The organism is Pseudomonas oryzihabitans (assembly GCF_006384975.1).
GTDB lineage: Bacteria > Pseudomonadota > Gammaproteobacteria > Pseudomonadales > Pseudomonadaceae > Chryseomonas > Chryseomonas psychrotolerans_B.
Map to the genome: position 1 here is coordinate 2604767 of NZ_CP021645.1, position 16760 is coordinate 2621526.

Annotated in this window: 19 protein-coding genes; 4 read left to right on the forward strand and 15 right to left on the reverse strand. The window is 63.4% G+C overall.

Annotation, left to right across the window (positions count from 1 at the left end; translation table 11 throughout):
* Complete coding sequence (locus tag CCZ28_RS11590) at positions 1-441, forward strand: type IV pilin protein (RefSeq protein ID WP_140218157.1); 441 nt, start codon at positions 1-3, stop codon at positions 439-441.
* Positions 442-456: 15 nt separating this feature from the next.
* Here CCZ28_RS11590 and ispH read toward each other — a convergent pair whose 3' ends face one another.
* The 6 genes from ispH to murJ form a co-directional block, all read right to left on the reverse strand.
* On the reverse strand, positions 457-1401 hold the full coding sequence (ispH, locus tag CCZ28_RS11595; RefSeq protein ID WP_140218159.1) for a 4-hydroxy-3-methylbut-2-enyl diphosphate reductase: 945 nt from the start codon (positions 1399-1401) through the stop codon (positions 457-459).
* A 34-nt stretch (positions 1402-1435) separates the two neighbouring features.
* The gene (gene fkpB / locus CCZ28_RS11600) at positions 1436-1882 is read right to left on the reverse strand and encodes an FKBP-type peptidyl-prolyl cis-trans isomerase (protein ID WP_140218161.1); all 447 of its coding nucleotides are present in this window, start codon (positions 1880-1882) and stop codon (positions 1436-1438) included.
* Entirely contained in the window at positions 1875-2375 is a 501-nt protein-coding gene (gene lspA / locus CCZ28_RS11605; RefSeq protein ID WP_140218163.1) for a signal peptidase II, read from the reverse strand. The genes fkpB and lspA overlap by 8 nt, the downstream gene beginning before the upstream one ends.
* The gene (gene ileS / locus CCZ28_RS11610) at positions 2368-5202 is read right to left on the reverse strand and encodes an isoleucine--tRNA ligase (RefSeq protein WP_140218165.1); all 2835 of its coding nucleotides are present in this window, start codon (positions 5200-5202) and stop codon (positions 2368-2370) included. The genes lspA and ileS overlap by 8 nt, the downstream gene beginning before the upstream one ends.
* A 1-nt stretch (position 5203) precedes the next feature.
* Positions 5204-6151: a bifunctional riboflavin kinase/FAD synthetase gene (ribF, locus tag CCZ28_RS11615; RefSeq protein ID WP_140218167.1), complete on the reverse strand. Its 948-nt coding sequence runs from the start codon at positions 6149-6151 to the stop codon at positions 5204-5206.
* A 90-nt stretch (positions 6152-6241) separates the two neighbouring features.
* The gene (gene murJ, locus CCZ28_RS11620; protein ID WP_140218169.1) at positions 6242-7780 is read right to left on the reverse strand and encodes a murein biosynthesis integral membrane protein MurJ; all 1539 of its coding nucleotides are present in this window, start codon (positions 7778-7780) and stop codon (positions 6242-6244) included.
* A gap of 314 nt (positions 7781-8094) precedes the next feature.
* Between murJ and rpsT the strand changes: the two genes are divergently transcribed.
* Positions 8095-8373 (forward strand): 30S ribosomal protein S20, encoded by a 279-nt coding sequence (gene rpsT / locus CCZ28_RS11625; protein WP_058760758.1) that lies wholly within the window; start codon positions 8095-8097, stop codon positions 8371-8373.
* 193 nt (positions 8374-8566) lie between these two features.
* Here the strand turns inward: rpsT and CCZ28_RS11630 are convergent, their stop codons facing one another.
* The 5 genes from CCZ28_RS11630 to rplU form a co-directional block, all read right to left on the reverse strand.
* Entirely contained in the window at positions 8567-8974 is a 408-nt protein-coding gene (locus CCZ28_RS11630; RefSeq protein ID WP_140218171.1) for a VOC family protein, read from the reverse strand.
* Positions 8975-9110: 136 nt separating this feature from the next.
* Positions 9111-10229, reverse strand: coding sequence for a glutamate 5-kinase (gene proB, locus CCZ28_RS11635; protein WP_140218173.1), 1119 nt, complete (start codon positions 10227-10229; stop codon positions 9111-9113).
* 15 nt (positions 10230-10244) lie between these two features.
* Positions 10245-11456, reverse strand: coding sequence for an Obg family GTPase CgtA (cgtA, locus tag CCZ28_RS11640; RefSeq protein ID WP_058772405.1), 1212 nt, complete (start codon positions 11454-11456; stop codon positions 10245-10247).
* Between the two features lie 102 nt (positions 11457-11558).
* Positions 11559-11819: a 50S ribosomal protein L27 gene (gene rpmA, locus CCZ28_RS11645; protein WP_058760761.1), complete on the reverse strand. Its 261-nt coding sequence runs from the start codon at positions 11817-11819 to the stop codon at positions 11559-11561.
* Positions 11820-11845: 26 nt separating this feature from the next.
* Positions 11846-12160: a 50S ribosomal protein L21 gene (rplU, locus tag CCZ28_RS11650; protein ID WP_007160791.1), complete on the reverse strand. Its 315-nt coding sequence runs from the start codon at positions 12158-12160 to the stop codon at positions 11846-11848.
* 400 nt (positions 12161-12560) lie between these two features.
* On the opposite strand from rplU, the gene CCZ28_RS11655 reads away from it, so the two are divergent.
* Positions 12561-13535: a polyprenyl synthetase family protein gene (locus tag CCZ28_RS11655; protein ID WP_140218175.1), complete on the forward strand. Its 975-nt coding sequence runs from the start codon at positions 12561-12563 to the stop codon at positions 13533-13535.
* 139 nt (positions 13536-13674) lie between these two features.
* Positions 13675-13929 (forward strand): hypothetical protein, encoded by a 255-nt coding sequence (locus tag CCZ28_RS11660; protein ID WP_140218177.1) that lies wholly within the window; start codon positions 13675-13677, stop codon positions 13927-13929.
* Positions 13930-13933: 4 nt separating this feature from the next.
* Here CCZ28_RS11660 and CCZ28_RS11665 read toward each other — a convergent pair whose 3' ends face one another.
* Genes CCZ28_RS11665 through CCZ28_RS11680 form a run of 4 tightly spaced genes read right to left on the reverse strand, consistent with a single transcriptional unit; the run spans position 13934 to position 16600 of the window.
* Positions 13934-14551: an FKBP-type peptidyl-prolyl cis-trans isomerase gene (locus CCZ28_RS11665; protein WP_140218178.1), complete on the reverse strand. Its 618-nt coding sequence runs from the start codon at positions 14549-14551 to the stop codon at positions 13934-13936.
* Positions 14552-14592: 41 nt separating this feature from the next.
* Positions 14593-14751 carry a DUF2256 domain-containing protein gene (locus tag CCZ28_RS11670; RefSeq protein ID WP_140218180.1) on the reverse strand — a complete coding sequence of 53 codons (159 nt, stop codon included), beginning with the start codon at positions 14749-14751 and terminating at the stop codon, positions 14593-14595.
* A complete protein-coding gene (locus CCZ28_RS11675) occupies positions 14748-16298 on the reverse strand; it encodes a cryptochrome/photolyase family protein (RefSeq protein WP_140218183.1) in 1551 nt (516 codons plus the stop codon). The genes CCZ28_RS11670 and CCZ28_RS11675 overlap by 4 nt, the downstream gene beginning before the upstream one ends.
* Positions 16295-16600 (reverse strand): DUF6482 family protein, encoded by a 306-nt coding sequence (locus tag CCZ28_RS11680; RefSeq protein ID WP_058760766.1) that lies wholly within the window; start codon positions 16598-16600, stop codon positions 16295-16297. Before CCZ28_RS11680 ends, CCZ28_RS11675 begins: the two co-directional genes overlap by 4 nt.
* Positions 16601-16760 lie beyond the last annotated feature (160 nt).

Consider the following 16760-nt stretch of genomic DNA (forward strand, 5'->3'; position numbering starts at 1 on the left):
ATGAAGAAATCTACCAAGCCCCTACAAAGAGGCTTCACCCTTATCGAAGTGATGATCGTGGTGGCCATCGTCGGCATCCTGGCCGCCATCGCCTACCCGTCCTATGTGGAACATATCCGCAAAGGTAATCGCGCCGATGCCGAAGCATCGCTCATGCAGCTGTCGCAGTTCATGGAGCGGTACTACACAGGGGCGGGGCGCTATTCGAAGACGGTCGGAGGGACGGATGTGCCGGACAATCCGGCACCGCCCTATCCTACGGGAACCAACTACACCTTCACCATTACCGTGGGTAATGCAGGTACGTCCTATACCGCCACCGCCACGCCGAACAACACTGGGGTGATGGCCAATGACAAATGTGGTGCTCTGACGCTCACCAACACCGGCCTCAAAGGCCAGGCCAGTACCGCCACCACTGCCGACTGCTGGCGCCGCTAGGGCGCCAGCGGCGTCCTATACCGCCTTCACCCTGAGCTCCTTCGGCAGGGTAAAGGTGATGTTCTCGGGCTGGCCTTCCAGTTCCACTTCGCCGGTAGCACCCCAGCGCTGTAGCCGGTCAATGACACCGCGCACCAGCACTTCAGGAGCCGAGGCGCCGGCGGTGACGCCGATGCGTTGCACGCCTTCGAACCAGCTCTGCTGCATATCCTCGGCGCCATCGATCAGGTAGGCCGGGGTGCCCAGGCGTTCAGAGAGTTCGCGCAGGCGATTGGAGTTGGAGCTATTGGGACTGCCGACCACTAGGACCACATCGCTTTCCAGCGCCAGGGTCTTCACCGCATCCTGGCGGTTGGTGGTGGCGTAGCAGATATCGTTCTTGCGTGGGCCGTTGATCAGGGGAAACTTGGCGCGCAGGGCGTCGATCACCTTGCGGGTGTCGTCCATCGACAGGGTGGTCTGGGAGACGTAGAACAGGGCCGCGGGGTTGCGTACCTCGAGTTTTTCTACGTCTTCCTCGTCTTCCACCAGGTAGATGGCACCGCCGGCACGGTCGTCGTACTGGCCCATGGTGCCCTCCACTTCCGGATGCCCGGCGTGGCCGATGAGGATGCATTCCTGGCCGTCGCGGCTGTAACGCGCCACTTCCATGTGCACCTTGGTCACCAACGGACAGGTGGCATCGAACACCTTGAGACCCCGTTCGGCCGCCTCACGGCGAACCGCCTGGGACACGCCGTGAGCGCTGAAGATGAGGATGACGTCGTCCGGCACGTCGGCTACGTCCTCGACGAAGACAGCGCCACGGGCGCGCAGGTTGTCGACCACGAACTTGTTGTGCACCACCTCGTGACGCACATAGATGGGCGGGCCGAAGACGTCCAGCGCCCGGTCGACGATGTCGATGGCGCGGTCCACGCCGGCGCAGAAGCCGCGGGGATTGGCGAGCTTGATCTGCATAGGCTCCTCTGCCCGCTTCACGGGCGGCGGTAGATCAATGGGAGACGGCAGGCTCGATGGCCAGGATTTCCACGTCGAAGGTCAGCACACGGCCGGCCAGCGGGTGGTTGAAATCTATGATCACCTGCTCGTCGTCATAGCTCTTGACCACGCCGGGCATCTCGCCGCCAGCGGCGTCGCTGAAGATGATCAGCAGGCCCGGCGACAGCTCCATGTCGGTGAAATCATCACGCGCCATGGTCTGCAGGTTGCCATCGTTGGGTTGGCCAAAGCCACGCTCCGGCGGGATGGTCAGGCTGGTCTTGGCGCCGGCCTGCAAGCCGAACAGTGACTGTTCGAAACCAGGCAACAAATTGCCGTCCCCGACGGTGAAGGTGGCTGGCGCCTTGTCGAAGGTGCTGTCCACCACATCGCCGTTCTGTAGCTTGATGGCGAAATGCAGGGTGACCCGGGTATCCGGGCCGACGGTGATCTCAGCCATGGGCGACCTCCGGCTTCTTACGGAACATGTCCAGGGCCAGCATGATGGCGCCGACGGTGATGGCACTGTCGGCCACGTTGAAGGCCGGGAAGCGCCACTCCTGGCGCCAGTGCACCAGGATGAAGTCGATGACGTGGCCCAGGACCATACGATCATAAAGGTTGCCCAGGGCACCGCCCAGGATCAGGGCCAGGGCGATGGCGGTCCAGGTGTCGTTGCGCAGGCGCTTGAGCCAGACCACCAGCACCACGCTGACCACCAGGGCGATACCGGCGAAGAACCAGCGCTGCCAGCCGGAATGGTCGGCCAGGAAGCTGAAGGCGGCACCGGTGTTGTAGGCCAGGGTCCAGCTGAACAGGTCGGGAATCACCGGCACCTGCTGGTAGAGCGATAGGTTGTTCTGGAAGTAGGCTTTGCTCAGCTGATCCAGCAGGATCACCAGCACGCTCAAGGCCAACCAGGGCAAGGCGCCGAAGCGCTGAGCCTCACGCATGCTCACGCACCTCGCCAGCCCCATAGACGTTGGTCACGCAGCGGTCGCAGATTTCCGGATGCTCGGCATGCTGGCCCACGCTGTGGCTGTGATGCCAGCAACGGGCGCACTTGGGTGCTTCGGACTTGCGTACCACCAGCTTGAGACCGCTCAGCTCGCTGGCCACGGCGCCTTCGGGTGCCTGCTCCAGCGGCTGGACAGCGGCCTGGGAGGAGATGAGTACGAATCTGAGTTCGTTGCCCAGGGCCTCCAGTACGGTCTGCAGGGCACTGTCGGCGTAGAGGGTGATCTCCGCCTGCAGGCTGCCGCCCAGGGTCTTGGCGGCACGCTGGTTTTCCAGCTCCTTGTTGACCGCGGCCTTGACCGCCATGACCTGGTCCCAATAGGCGCGATCCAGGGTCGCACCTTCGGGCAGGGCGAAGAGGCCGTCGTACCAGGTGGTCAGCATCACCGACTCTTCCCGCTCGCCCGGCAGGTACTGCCAGATCTCGTCGGCGGTGAAGGACAGGATGGGGGCGATCCAGCGCACCAGGGCCTCGGCGATGAGGTACAGCGCCGTCTGGCAGGAGCGGCGCGGCAGGCTGTCGGCACCGGTGGTGTACTGGCGGTCCTTGATGATGTCGAGGTAGAAGCCGCCCAGCTCCTGCACGCAGAAGTTGTGCACCTTCTGGTAAACGTTGAGGAAGCGGTACTCGGCGTAGGCCTGCTCGATTTCCTTCTGCAGCAGCAGGGCGCGATCCACCGCCCAGCGATCCAGGTCGATCATGTCCTCGGGGGCGACCCGGTTGACCGCTGGATCGAAGCCAGACAGGTTGGAGAGCAGGAAGCGCGCGGTGTTACGGATGCGGCGGTAGGAATCGGCGCTACGCTGCAGGATCTGCTCGGAGACCGCCATCTCGCCGGTGTAGTCGGTGGAGGCGACCCAGAGGCGCAGGATGTCGGCGCCCAGGCTGTCGATGACCTTTTGCGGGGCGACCACGTTGCCCAGCGACTTGGACTGCTTGCGGCCCTGCTCGTCCACGGTGAAGCCGTGGGTCAGCAATTCCTTGTAAGGCGCATGGCCGTCGATGGCGCAGCCGGTCAGCAGCGAGGAGTGGAACCAGCCACGGTGCTGGTCGGAGCCTTCCAGGTAAAGGTCAGCGACCGGACCCTGGGTATGCGCCAGCTCGGCATGGGAGCCGCGCAATACGTGCCAGTGAGTGGTGCCCGAGTCGAACCAGACGTCGAGGGTGTCGCGGCTCTTGTCGTACTGGCCGGCTTCTTCGCCGAGCAGTTCAGCGGGATCGAGCTTGAACCAAGCTTCGATGCCCTCGCGCTCGACGCGCTGGGCGACGGCTTCCATCAGTTCGACGGTGCGCGGGTGCAGCTCGCCGCTTTCCTTGTGGGTGAAGAAAGGAATCGGCACGCCCCAGTTGCGCTGACGCGAGATGCACCAGTCGGGACGGCCGGCGATCATGCCGTGCAGACGCGCCTGGCCCCAGGCCGGGACGAAATTGGTCTGCTCGATGGCCGCCAAGGAGCGCTCACGCAGGGTAGCGCCCTCGTTGGGCTGCTTGTCCATGCCGACGAACCATTGGGCGGTGGCGCGATAGATCAGCGGCGTCTTGTGGCGCCAGCAGTGCATGTAGCTGTGGTTGATCGTCTCGTGCTTGAACAGGGCGCCCGCCTCTTCCAGCGCGCCGACGATGGCCGGATTGGCCTTCCAGATGAACTGGCCACCGAACAGCGGCAGCGACTCGGCGTAGACGCCGTTGCTCTGCACCGGATTGAGGATGTCGTCGTTGCTCAGGCCGTATTGCTTGCAGATGCGGAAGTCGTCCTCACCATAGGCGGGCGAGCAGTGCACCACGCCCGTACCGGCACCCAGCTCGACATACTCGGCCAGGTAGATGGGCGACAGCCGCTCGTACAGCGGATGACGGAAGTTGATCAGCTCCAGGGCGGTACCCGGCGCGGTGGCGATCACCTCGCCCTGCAGGCCGTAGCGTGCCAGGCAGCTTTCCACCAGTTCTTCGGCCAGCACCAACAGACGATCACCGACGTCCACCAGTGCATAGGTGAATTCGGGGTGCACGTTGAGCGCCTGGTTGGCCGGGATGGTCCAGGGAGTGGTGGTCCAGATGACGATGGCGGTGGGCTTGGCCAGGGCGCCCAGGCCGAAGGCGGCCGCCAGCTTGTCGGCATCGGCGACCGGGAAGGCCACGTCGATGGCGTCGGATCGCTTGTCCTGGTACTCCACCTCGGCCTCGGCCAGGGCGGAGCCGCAGTCGAAGCAGAAGTTGACCGGCTTGAGGCCCTTGAAGACGAAGCCGTTCTTGACCATCTCCGCCAGGGCGCGGATCTCGCCGGCCTCGTTGGCGAAGTTCATGGTCAGGTAAGGATTGCTCCAGTCACCGAGCACGCCCAGGCGGACGAAGCCGGCCTTCTGCTCTTCGATCTGCTCGCTGGCATAGGCCCGGCAGCGCTCGCGGGTCAGGTCCGCCGGCTGATTCTTGCCGAAGGTGGTCTCCACCTTGTGCTCGATGGGCAGGCCATGGCAATCCCAGCCCGGCACATAGGGGGCATCGAAGCCGGCCAGAGTCTTGGAGCGGGTGATGATGTCCTTGAGGATCTTGTTCAGCGCATGACCGATGTGGATGCTGCCGTTGGCATAGGGCGGACCGTCATGCAGGATGAAGGTCGGCCGGCCCTTGCCGATAGCGCGCAGCTTCTCGTACAGCCCGATGTCCTGCCAGCGCTGCAGCATCTCCGGCTCGCGCTGCGGCAGGCCGGCTTTCATCGGGAATGCCGTTTCCGGCAGATTGAGCGTCGCTTTGTAATCGGTCATGTCAGTCCAGGCTCGTTGACGGTTGCCCCTGCCAGAAGGCGCGGGCCGTGGCGACGTCCGCTTCGATCGCCGCCTTGAGGGCCTCCAGAGAGGCGAATTTCTGTTCGTCGCGCACCTTCTGCACGAAGGTCACGCTGAGATGGCGGCCATAGAGGTCGCCGGCAAAATCCAGCAGATGGATCTCCAGGTGCGGGCGACCATCGCCCTGCACCGTCGGACGCTGGCCGATGTTGGCCACGCCCGGGACTACTCGCCCATCGATCAGGCTGCTGACCAGATAGACGCCGCGCAATGGCGGGCGGCGCCGCTTGAGCTGGACATTGGCGGTCGGCCAACCCAGCTGGCGTGCCAGTTTCTGACCATGCAGTACCCGCCCGGAGAGGCTGTAGGGCCGACCCAGCATGCGCTCGGCTAGTGCCAGATCTCCGTCGGCCAAGGCTTGGCGGATCAGGGTACTGCTGACTCTCAGGCCATCCAGCTCCACGGTAGTGGCGGCTTCCAGAGTGAAGCCATGCTCGCGGGCGGCCAAGTTCAAATAGGTGAAGTCGCCGGCGCGATCGCAGCCGAAACGGAAGTCGTCACCGATCTCCAGGTGCTTCACGCCCAGCCCCTTTACCAGCACCTGCTGGACGAAGGCCTCGGCGGACAGCTCGCGCAACCGCCGATTGAAGTTCAGGCACAGCACGTTGTCGACGCCCAGGCGTGCGAAGCATTCCAGCTTCTCGCGCAGGCGGGTCAGCCGCACCGGCGCGATGTCGGGCAGGAAGAATTCGCGGGGCTGCGGCTCGAAGATCACCACGCAACTGGGCACCCCGAGCTCCGCCGAACGCTCACGCAGCCGCGCGAGGATGGCCTGGTGCCCCAGGTGAACCCCGTCGAAGTTGCCGATGGTGGCAACGCAGCCCTTGGGAAAGGCGTCGAGATGATGGAGACCGCGAAACAGCTGCATGGGTAGGTATTGCTCAGAAATTAATCGATTATATCCGGATGCCCGCCGTGAGGACAGGCGCACGCCCGGCTTCATGCGATCCCCTGGCCACTACATCACCGCCCGCCGGTTGAAGTCGCGCAGCCGGAAACCGAGCAGGAAGAGACTGGCGAAATAGGCCAGTACCCCAGCCGCCACCAAGCCACCGAGACGCAGCAGGCGCTGCCACATCAGGCCTTCGCTCCAGTTGGGCAATATCTGCATGAGTCCGAACAGCACGGCGCTCATCACCATCACGGCGACCAGCAGCCGCAGCAGGAAGCCCAGCCAGCCAGGCTGGGGCATGAACAGGTTATGGCGGCGCAACTGCCAGAATAAAAGGCCCGCGTTGAGACAGGCCGCCAGACCTATGGCCAGGGCCAGGCCCACGTGCTGCAGCGGACCGATCAGGATCAGGTTGAGCACCTGGGTCACCACCAGGGTGAAGATGGCAATCTTCACCGGCGTCTTGATGTTCTGCTGGGCATAGAAGCCCGGCGCCAGCACCTTGACCAGGATGATGCCCAGCAACCCCACCGCATAGGCGATCAGGGCGCGCTGGGTCATCAGGGCGTCATGGGCATCGAAGCGACCATACTGGAACAGCGATACCGTCAGCGGCTCGGCCAGCAGCGCCAGGGCCGCGGCGCAGGGCAGCACCAGCAGGAAACACAGCCGCAGGCCCCAGTCGAGCAGGCGCGAGTATTCCTGGCGATCGGCCTTGGCATAGGTGCGCGACAGGGCCGGCAGCAGGATGGTCCCCAGGGCCACGCCGAGCACCCCGGAAGGCAGCTCCATGAGGCGGTCGGCGTAGTACATCCAGGACACCGAGCCGGCGGCGAGGAAGGAGGCGAAGATGGTGTTGATGATCAGCGAGAACTGGCTGACCGAGACCCCGAGGATCGCCGGCCCCATCTGCCGCATGACCCGCCAGACACCGCTATCGCGCAGATTGAGGCGTGGCAGCACCAGCATGCCGATGCGCTTGAGGTGCGGCAGCTGATAGAGGAACTGAGCCAGACCACCCACCAACGTCGCCCAGGCCAGCGCCATGATCGGCGGATCGAAGTACGGCGTGAGGAACAGCGCGAAGATGATCATGCTGATGTTGAGCAGCGTCGGCACGAAGGCCGGCACGCTGAACCTGTTCCAGGTATTGAGCACCGCGCCGGCCAGGGACGCCAGGGAAATCAGCAGGATGTAGGGAAAGGTCACCCGCAAAAGACTGGAGGTGAGCGCGAACTTCTCCGGGGTATCGGCGAAGCCCGGCGCGGTGATCCAGATCACCAGCGGCGCCGCCAGCATGCCCAGGACCGTGACCACCGCCAACACCAGGGTCAGCAGACCACTGACGTAGGCCAGGAAGGTCCGGGTGGCCTCCTCGCCCTGCTGCGACTTGTATTCGGCGAGGATGGGCACGAAGGCCTGGGAGAAGGCCCCCTCGGCGAAGATGCGACGCAGTAGGTTGGGCAGCTTGAAGGCGACGAAGAAGGCATCGGTGGCCATGCCGGCGCCAAAGGTTCGGGCAACGATGGTGTCACGCACGAACCCCAGCACGCGGGACAGCATGGTCATGGAGCTGACGGCGGCCAGGGACTTGAGCAGATTCATGAAAGCACTCGATGGCGAGGGGCATTACGGCCAAGGGCCGCAGACCCTCTCGATTTCGGCGAATATTGACAGCGGGGTAAGCCGGCGAATTAGGCATGTATTGACGCGCAGGCCCACGCTTTCGATCGAATTAGCCATATATTGGCGGCTCGCGAGTGTAACCATCCCGCATGTCGGCGACCAGCCGGATATCCATCCAGACGGCCTTGACAGGCGCCGCCAGGGACGTCAAGATTCGCGACCTTAATTTAGCTCTGTACTTGCTACAGAGTTCGCTCTGTACCTAATACAGTCTTTTTCGAAGGAGCTCCACGGTGGCTAACTCCCCCTCCGCCAAAAAACGCGCCAAACAGGCTGAGAAGCGTCGCAGCCACAATGCGAGCCTGCGCTCCATGGTGCGTACCTACATCAAGAACGTCGTCAAGGCGATCGAAGCCAAGGACCTGGAAAAAGCCAAGTCTGCTTATGTTGCTGCCGTTCCGGTCATCGACCGCATGGCCGACAAGGGCATCATCGACAAGAACAAAGCCGCTCGTCACAAGAGCCGCCTGAACGCGCACATCAAGGCCCTGGCTATCCCCGCCGCTGCCTGATAAGCGTTCGAATAAAAAAACCGGCCTAGGCCGGTTTTTTTATTGCCTGGATTTTGTGCAATAACCGAGCTGCAGGCTCTCGCGCAGTCACCCCATCAAAGATGGCGGACCGACGTCGCTGACAGCGCATGAACAGGCAAACGTGATCACGGGCCGGCCATGCAGCTGAAACACCGCCCATACCATGAATTCATCAGGATACCGACATCCTACTTTTCCATGACGAATTCTGCACCACCACCCGATAGCGATCCTTGTCCTGGAACGTCGCCCCGCTTTTCGCCCAATAAGGATTGAGCGGCGCTACCTCTTCGAAGCCCGCGCGCACTAGCGCTGAACAACGCCGCCGCCACTGCTCCTCATCCGGCAGATACAGCACCAACAGATCCTCTGCGGTCGTCGCAGGCTCGACAGGGTGATGATGGCAAAAGGTGAACTCCAGATGCCAGGATAGCGATTCGTCGCCCAGCATCACGCCACTAAAGCCATCGTGATCGGCAAATCCACCAAGGCGGGTGAGCCCCAAGCCTGCGCAGTACATAGCGCAACTTATCTCAAGATCACTGACCGGCCGCGCGATACGCAGCTGCTGAATACTCATAACTCCCCCCCAAACCCTAAAACGCCGTTAACGATCAACGCGACTCAAGGCTCAACGGCGCTATTTATAAGGTATTGGCAGCCAGGACGTTTCCCACCGGCAGATCCCGATCGGTCGCGACCGATCGGACTTACCCTCAGACCAGGACCAGATTGTCCCTGTGGATCAACTCGGGCTCATAGACATAGCCGAGCTCGACGACGATGGCATCCGAAGGTCTTCCCAGGATACGACGCGCCTCGGTTGCACTGTAGTTGACCAGGCCACGCGCCACTTCACGCCCATCGGGCCCGACACAGGCGACCATTTCGCCCCGGCGGAAATTGCCTTCCAGCTCCTGCACGCCTACCGGCAGAAGGCTGCGATGACCGCCGACCAGGGCCTGGACCGCGCCAGCATCCAGCCGCAGCGTGCCACGCACCTGCAGATGCCCTGCCAGCCACTGCTTGCGCGCCGCCACCAGGCCACGCTCGGGTGACAAGAGGGTACCCAGTTGCTCGCCCTGCTGCAGACGGCTGAGGACCTGCTGGATACGCCCACCGACGATAACCGTATAGGCGCCGGAGCGGGCCGCCAGCCGCGCGGCGCGCAGCTTGGTCTGCATGCCGCCACGCCCCAAGGCACCGCCGGTACCGCCAGCGACCAGATCCAGTGCCGGATCGTCCGCTCGCGCCTCGCTGATGAGACTGGCATCGGGATTACTGCGCGGATCGGCATCGAACATGCCGTCGCGATCGGTGAGGATGACCAGCAGATCAGCCTCGACCAGGTTGGCCACCAGGGCGGCCAAGGTGTCGTTGTCGCCGAAGCGGATCTCGTCGGTGACGACGGTATCGTTCTCATTGATCACCGGCACCACGCCCAGACTGACCAGGGTGCGCAGGGTGCTGCGGGCATTGAGGTAGCGCTTGCGGTCCGACAGGTCATCATGAGTGAGCAGGATCTGCGCCGTCTGCACCTGGTGCTCGGCGAAACTGGATTCCCAGGCCTGCACCAAGCCCATCTGCCCTACCGCGGCGGCGGCCTGCAACTCGTTGATGGCGGTTGGCCGCTGGGTCCAGCCGAGCCGACTCATGCCAGCCGCCACCGCACCCGAGGACACCAGCACCAGCTCGATACCGGCCTGGTGCAGCGCCACCATCTGCTCAACCCAACCAGCCATGGCGCCGCCATCGAGGCAACGTCCATCGTCGGTCAGCAGGGCGCTGCCGATCTTCACCACCCAGCGCTGGGCGCCAGACACCTGATCACGCATGGGCAAGCTCCTTTCTTACCGTACGTAGAAGATTTCCGGACCGTCGCCGTCGTCTTCGTCATCATCGAAGTCGTCGTCTTCGTCAACCGCCTTGACGCCCGAACGCCGCAGGGCACGCTGGTCATCCAGCGCCTGCAGCCGCGCCCGCGCCTCGTCCTCGATCCGCTGATCGAGTTCTTCCAGCGCCTCGGCGTAGGCTGGATCCTCAGCGATGCGCAGGGAGCGCTCGTCCAGGTACTGCATGATCGCTTGGCAAAGCGCCTCGGTCCCCTCGCGCTCCAGCGCGGAGATGACGAAGACCGGCCCTTGCCAGTCCAGACGCTCGACGACTGCCTTGAGGCGCTCTTCGCGCTCTTCGTCGAGCAGCTGGTCGGCCTTGTTCAGCACTAGCCAGCGGTCACGCTCGCCCAGGGCCGGACTGAACTTGGTCAACTCGTTGATGATGGTCTCGGCCGCCTCGGCCGGATCACTTTCATCCAGGGGCGCCATGTCGACGAGATGCAGCAGCAACCGAGTCCGTGCCAGGTGCTTGAGGAAACGAATCCCCAAGCCCGCGCCTTCGGAGGCCCCCTCGATCAGCCCCGGAATGTCGGCGACCACGAAGCTCTTGAAGCGGCCCACGCTGACCACTCCCAGATTCGGCACCAGGGTGGTGAAGGGATAGTCCGCCACCTTGGGCTTGGCGGCCGACACCGCGCGAATGAAGGTGCTCTTGCCGGCATTGGGCAGGCCGAGCAGACCGATGTCCGCCAGCACCTTGAGCTCCAGCTTGAGATCGCGCTCTTCGCCGGGCTTGCCAGGCGTGGTCTGCCGCGGCGCGCGGTTGGTACTGGATTTGAAGCGGGTATTGCCCAGGCCGTGCCAACCGCCCTGGACGACTCGGATGCGCTGGCCGGGCTGAGTCAGGTCACCGATGATTTCCTGGGTCGCCGCATCGATCACCGTGGTGCCTACGGGCACGGGCAGCACCAGGTCTTCACCCTTGGCGCCGGTGCACTCGGTACTACCGCCCTTTTCACCGTTCTGCGCGGTGAAGCGACGGGTGTAACGGTAATCGACCAGGGTGTTCAGATTAATGTCGGCTTCGAGCCAGATCGAACCGCCATCGCCACCGTCACCACCATTGGGGCCACCCTTCTCGATGAATTTCTCCCGGCGGAAACTCATCATGCCGTTGCCGCCGTCACCCGCTTTTACGTGTATGGATACTTCATCGACGAATTTCATCTGGACCTCCCGCGCTCGCGGGCCGCTGCAAACAAGAAAATAGCTTAACTACAAACGAAAAAGCCCCGTCGGGTAGACAGGGCTTTTCTTTCGTCACAGGCCTTAGGCGGCGGTGACGATGCTCACGTAACGACGGCCGAAGGCGCCCTTCACGTCGAACTTGATCACGCCGTCCACTTTCGCGAACAGGGTGTGATCCTTGCCGAGGCCCACGCCGTAGCCGGCATGGTACTGGGTGCCGCGCTGACGCACGATGATGTTACCGGCCTTGACGACCTGGCCGCCGTACAGCTTCACGCCAAGGCGTTTGCTTTCGGAATCGCGACCGTTACGAGTAGAACCACCCGCTTTTTTGTGTGCCATGAGTCAATTCTCCGTTAGAGGCGAGATCAGGCCTGGATGCCAGTGATCTTGATTTCAGTGAACCACTGACGGTGGCCCTGACGCTTCATGTGATGCTTACGACGACGGAATTTGATGATGGTGACCTTGTCGTGACGGCCCTGGGCGGTCACTTCGGCGGTCACTTTGGCACCATCAACGACCGGCAGACCGATCTTGACGTCGTCACCGTTGCCAACCAGCAGAACCTGGTCGAAGGTGACGGTTTCACCGGTGGCGATGTCGAGCTTCTCGACCTTCAGGTATTCGCCTTCGGCGACCTTGTATTGCTTGCCACCGGTAACGATAACTGCGTAGGACATGGTAAATCTCCGTTAAACCTGCTCACCCGGTGCTTTATAAGAGGTATCGTCGACCGGCATGGCTGCACGGGATCGGAAGGAGCGCCGTGCAATTGCGTAAGACAGGGGGTCAACCCTAGGAATGTTCAGGGCCCGCGATTCTACGCAAGCAACCGCGCGGAGGCAAGAGCCTCCAGCCCGCGCCTTGACAGCCCCCCACCCCACCCCTAGCATGCCGCGCAACCTCGTTCAGCGGCCATGCCGGGCCGGTGCCTGTTTGAAGCGGCAGGTGCGGCGAGCCGCGGGAGCGCGATGGCAGTCCTTGGGCATGGCACTTTGGCCGGTCCCTAGGGCATAGTCTGGCGGTCATGCGCCATCCGGCCGCCTGAATATTGCCCGGAACTCCAGTGGACACCTCTCAATGACGCAGCAATCCCAGTCCTTCTATCGCGTGGTGACGGACGATTTCGCCGCCGTAGACGGCATCATCCGCCAGCAGCTGACTTCGCGTGTGCCGCTGGTCGAGAAGATTGGCGACTACATCGTCTCCGCTGGCGGCAAACGTCTGCGTCCGCTCCTGGTGCTGCTGGCCGGCAAGGCGCTCGGGCGCGCCGACCATGACCTCCAGTTGTTGGCGGCCACCATCGAATTCCTGCATACCTCCACGCTCCTGCATGACGACGTCGTTGATGCCTCGGGTATGCGCCGTGGCCGCTCCACCGCCAACGCGCTATGGGGCAATGCACCGAGCGTTCTGGTCGGCGACTTTCTCTACGCCCGCTCCTTCGAGATGATGGTGGCGCTGGGTTCGATGGAGGTGATGCGCATCATCTCCCAGGCGACCCGCGTCATCGCCGAGGGCGAGGTGCTGCAACTGTCGAAGATTCGCGACGCCAGCACCACCGAAGAGATCTACATGGAGGTCATCCGCGGCAAGACCGCCATGCTCTTCGAGGCCTCCACCCATAGCGCGGCGATCCTGGCCGGGGCGAGTCCCGAGCAGGCGGAAGCCTTGCGGCGCTATGGCGATCACCTGGGCGTAGCCTTCCAACTGGTGGACGACCTGCTCGACTACCAGGGCGACGCCGCCACCCTGGGCAAGAACGTCGGTGACGATCTGGCCGAAGGCAAGCCTACCCTGCCGCTGATCGTGACCATGCGCGAAGGCACGGCCGATCAGGCGGCGCTGGTACGCCAGGCGATCCGTCAGGGCGGCAGCCAGGACCTGGAAAGCGTTCGCGCGGCCGTCGAAGCAGCCGGCGCCCTCGACTACACCGCCCGCAAAGCCCAGGAATTCGCCGAACGGGCCATCGAGTGCCTGGAGATCCTGCCGGCCAGTCCCTATCGGGACGCCTTGGCCGAACTGGGGCGCTTCTCGGTCGCCCGCACCCACTGATACCGGCGATCCATCGCCAGAGCCCGCCGTCGTCGTCGACCGCGGGCTTTTTCATGTCCGACTAAAAAAGTCAGGTAATCCGCTTGCTATTTGGCGAATAAGAATTATTCTCATAAATAGCAGCAGAGGAGCCCTGCCCATGACTTATCTGATCGACGCCTGGCTGGACCGGCCCCATCCCTATCTGCGCATCCTCAACCGGGAAACCGGCAAGGTCTGCGCGGAACTGGACGAGACGGCCCTGGAAGAATTCAAGGACCTGGGCGAGTTGGATCTGCATAGCCTTACCTCCAGCGAGCCGCGGGTAGTGAAGGAGCAGATCCGCCAGGTCTTCCTGTTCAGCTACGCCCTGGCGCTGCGCCCGGAAAACGAAGCGCTGCGCCTGGACGTCTGACCACTTAGAGGACGTCGAGGAGTTCGACGTCGAACACCAGCACGCTGTGTGGCGGAATGCTGCCAACGCCCTGGGCACCGTAGGCCAGCTCGCTGGGTACGTGCAGCCGCCACTTGCTGCCGGCAGGCATGAGTTGCAGGGCCTCGGTCCAGCCAGCGATCACGCCGCCCACCGGAAACTCGGCAGGCTGGCCACGCTCGTAGGAGCTGTCGAACACGCTGCCGTCGATGAGGGTGCCGTGATAGTGGGTGCGCACCTGATCTTCACGGGTAGGCGTAGCGCCCTCCCCCTGAGTCAAGACTTCGTATTGCAGACCGGACGGCAGCACCACGACACCGGGTCGCTCGGCGTTGGCCTTCAGGTAGTCGACACCCTCCTGAGCGGCAGCGGCGGCCTTGACCTTGGCCTCTTCCTGCATGCGCTCACGGATGACGCGGAAGCTGGCGTTGAGCGCCTCGACGTCCACCTTGGAGGCCTGGCCATCGAAAGCTTCGGTGAGGCCGGCAAGCACGGCGGCCAACTGCATGCCGGAGACCGGATTCTGCCGCAACTGATCGCCCAGTTGGCGGCCGATGCCGTAGCTGACGCGGGCTTCGTCGGTGTCGAGCAGGATGTCGTTCATAGCAGCCTTTCCATCGTGAAAAAGGAGCCGAGCCTAGCACATCAGGGGTGCGGCTCGCCGCCACTCGGGTGGCCGCGCTGACGTCGACAGCGCTCGGAGCAGTAACGTACCTCGCCCCAGTTCTTTTCCCACTTCTTGCGCCAGGCGAAGGGGCGCTGGCATACGGGACAGACCTTGGTAGGGAGATCGCTCTTTTTCATAGGGATTCTCCGGCATCCAGACGCGCCAGCAATTCCTCGCCCCGCTGCCAGAGCGACTGCTGCCGTTCCGGCGCCTGCCGGTCGAGATTTCGATAGAGATTGTGCATGCGGGGATAGCTGGCGAAACGGCGGCGATGGCGGATCAGGAAGTGCCAGTAGAGGGCATTGAAGGGACAGGCCGTCTCGCCCAGAGACTCGCTGACCTGATAGTGGCAACCCTTGCAGTAGTCGGATTGCCGCCGGATGTATTGGCCACTGGCGCAATAGGGCTTGCTCGCCAAGTAGCCACCGTCCGCATGCATGACCATGGCCTGGGTGTTGGGCAGCTCGACCCACTCGAAGGCATCCAGGTAGACCGCCAGATACCACTCGCCGAGGGCCTGGGGGACGATACCCGCCAGCAGGGCGAAATTACCGGTGACCATCAAGCGCTGGATGTGATGGGCATAGGCCAGCTCCAATGTCTGGCCGATGGCCTCACGCATGCAGGCCATGAGTGTCTCACCGGTCCAGTAGAACTCGGGCAAGGGGCGCGTATTGCCCAGGGCATTCAACTCGGCGTATTCGGGCATGCGCAGCCAGTAGATCCCACGAACGTACTCGCGCCAGCCGATGAGCTGTCGCAGGAACCCCTCGGCACTGTTCAGCGGCACCCTGCCCTCGCGATAGGCAGCATCCAGGTCGGCGCAGAGACGACGCAGGTCCAGCAGGCCAACGTTGAGGGCGGCGCTGATACGGGCATGATGGAGATAGGGCTCGCCCCTTGCCATGGCGTCCTGGTAAGCGCCGAAATCGTGCAGCCCGGTGTCCAGGAAGTGTTGCCACAGCCGCTCGGCGTCCCCGCGCGTCACCGGATAATCGAAGCCTTCCAGCCGGCCATAGTGATGGGTGAAGGCTCGGTCGACCAGTTCGAGCACCTCCCGAGTGCAGGCATCGGGAGGACAACCGAGCGCGGCGGGAACGACATGGTCCCTGGGCAGCGCCTTGCGATTCTCCTTGTCGAGGTTCCAGGTGCCGCCACAGGGCTCCTCGGGCCCCGCCATCAGCCAGCCATGGCGCCGACGCATGCCACGGTAGAAGGTCTCCATCCTCAGGTTGGTGCGCGAGCCGGCCCAGCGGGCGAAAGCCGCTCGGCTGCAGAGAAAACGATCATCGCCGTACCACTGCAGCGGCACCGCCAGCTCGAGCTGCCGTAGAGTCTGCTCCAGACGCCATTCGCCGGTTTCGGTGACACCCACCTCGGCTACGTTCAATTCGCGAGCCCAAAAGGCGATCTCGGCAGCTAGCGAACCCTGGTTCTGGGGATCGTCGAGGGTGCGGTACTCGACCCGAAAGCCACGCTCGCGCATCTCGACGGCGAAATGACGCATGGCACTGAAGATGAAGGCGATCTTGCGCGGATGATGAGGCACGTAGGAGGCCTCGCTCATGACCTCCGCCAGCAACAGCACGTCTTGCGCCGGATCGGCAGCGCGCAAGGAAGCCAGTCCTGGGCTCAGCTGATCGCCAAAGACCGGCAGCAGGCGCCGGACGGCGCCCTCGCTCAAGAGGCGTTCCGGTAGTTCAGCGGGATCTTCAGTGGCTCGGCGGAGCGTGGCGCCATGCCCACCATCTCGTCGTAGGCGCTGTGTTGGATGAGAAAGCACGGCAGCGCCGGCAACTCGGCCAGCAGACGGCGAGCCTGGGCGGCCGAGCCGAGGCGGTAGAAGTGCCCATCGCGCCCCGTCAGCCGCGCACGGCCATCCTGGGTGAGCACCTCGAGAACATAGAAGCCGCCTTCGATGGAGAGCAAATTGAGTTCACGGACCTCTCCGGCCTGGGCGCGCTGGGTCAATTCCGGCAATTGCATGGGGACCTCCGGGTCGAGGTCGGCGCCAGGAGCGGCGCCGATCCGTATTCGACAACCTAGTGTGGTGTTTCAGAAGTTCGCGCAAGAATTGGCGAGTGATTTTTTGGCCCAGACCAGGCGCCGCGACGAGTCATAGCAGGGCTATGGCGAGGAGTGGCAA

What these genes read in the sequence shown, in the direction of transcription:
- CCZ28_RS11590 (WP_140218157.1), top strand. Translation starts at nt 1, where the DNA reads ATGAAGAAATCTACCAAGCCCCTACAAAGAGGCTTCACCCTTATCGAA.
- ispH (WP_140218159.1), bottom strand. Translation starts at nt 1,401, where the DNA reads ATGCAGATCAAGCTCGCCAATCCCCGCGGCTTCTGCGCCGGCGTGGAC.
- fkpB (WP_140218161.1), bottom strand. Translation starts at nt 1,882, where the DNA reads ATGGCTGAGATCACCGTCGGCCCGGATACCCGGGTCACCCTGCATTTC.
- lspA (WP_140218163.1), bottom strand. Translation starts at nt 2,375, where the DNA reads ATGCGTGAGGCTCAGCGCTTCGGCGCCTTGCCCTGGTTGGCCTTGAGC.
- ileS (WP_140218165.1), bottom strand. Translation starts at nt 5,202, where the DNA reads ATGACCGATTACAAAGCGACGCTCAATCTGCCGGAAACGGCATTCCCG.
- ribF (WP_140218167.1), bottom strand. Translation starts at nt 6,151, where the DNA reads ATGCAGCTGTTTCGCGGTCTCCATCATCTCGACGCCTTTCCCAAGGGC.
- murJ (WP_140218169.1), bottom strand. Translation starts at nt 7,780, where the DNA reads ATGAATCTGCTCAAGTCCCTGGCCGCCGTCAGCTCCATGACCATGCTG.
- CCZ28_RS11630 (WP_140218171.1), bottom strand. Translation starts at nt 8,974, where the DNA reads ATGAGTATTCAGCAGCTGCGTATCGCGCGGCCGGTCAGTGATCTTGAG.
- proB (WP_140218173.1), bottom strand. Translation starts at nt 10,229, where the DNA reads ATGCGTGATCAGGTGTCTGGCGCCCAGCGCTGGGTGGTGAAGATCGGC.
- cgtA (WP_058772405.1), bottom strand. Translation starts at nt 11,456, where the DNA reads ATGAAATTCGTCGATGAAGTATCCATACACGTAAAAGCGGGTGACGGC.
- rpmA (WP_058760761.1), bottom strand. Translation starts at nt 11,819, where the DNA reads ATGGCACACAAAAAAGCGGGTGGTTCTACTCGTAACGGTCGCGATTCC.
- rplU (WP_007160791.1), bottom strand. Translation starts at nt 12,160, where the DNA reads ATGTCCTACGCAGTTATCGTTACCGGTGGCAAGCAATACAAGGTCGCC.
- CCZ28_RS11655 (WP_140218175.1), top strand. Translation starts at nt 12,561, where the DNA reads ATGACGCAGCAATCCCAGTCCTTCTATCGCGTGGTGACGGACGATTTC.
- CCZ28_RS11660 (WP_140218177.1), top strand. Translation starts at nt 13,675, where the DNA reads ATGACTTATCTGATCGACGCCTGGCTGGACCGGCCCCATCCCTATCTG.
- CCZ28_RS11665 (WP_140218178.1), bottom strand. Translation starts at nt 14,551, where the DNA reads ATGAACGACATCCTGCTCGACACCGACGAAGCCCGCGTCAGCTACGGC.
- CCZ28_RS11670 (WP_140218180.1), bottom strand. Translation starts at nt 14,751, where the DNA reads ATGAAAAAGAGCGATCTCCCTACCAAGGTCTGTCCCGTATGCCAGCGC.
- CCZ28_RS11680 (WP_058760766.1), bottom strand. Translation starts at nt 16,600, where the DNA reads ATGCAATTGCCGGAATTGACCCAGCGCGCCCAGGCCGGAGAGGTCCGT.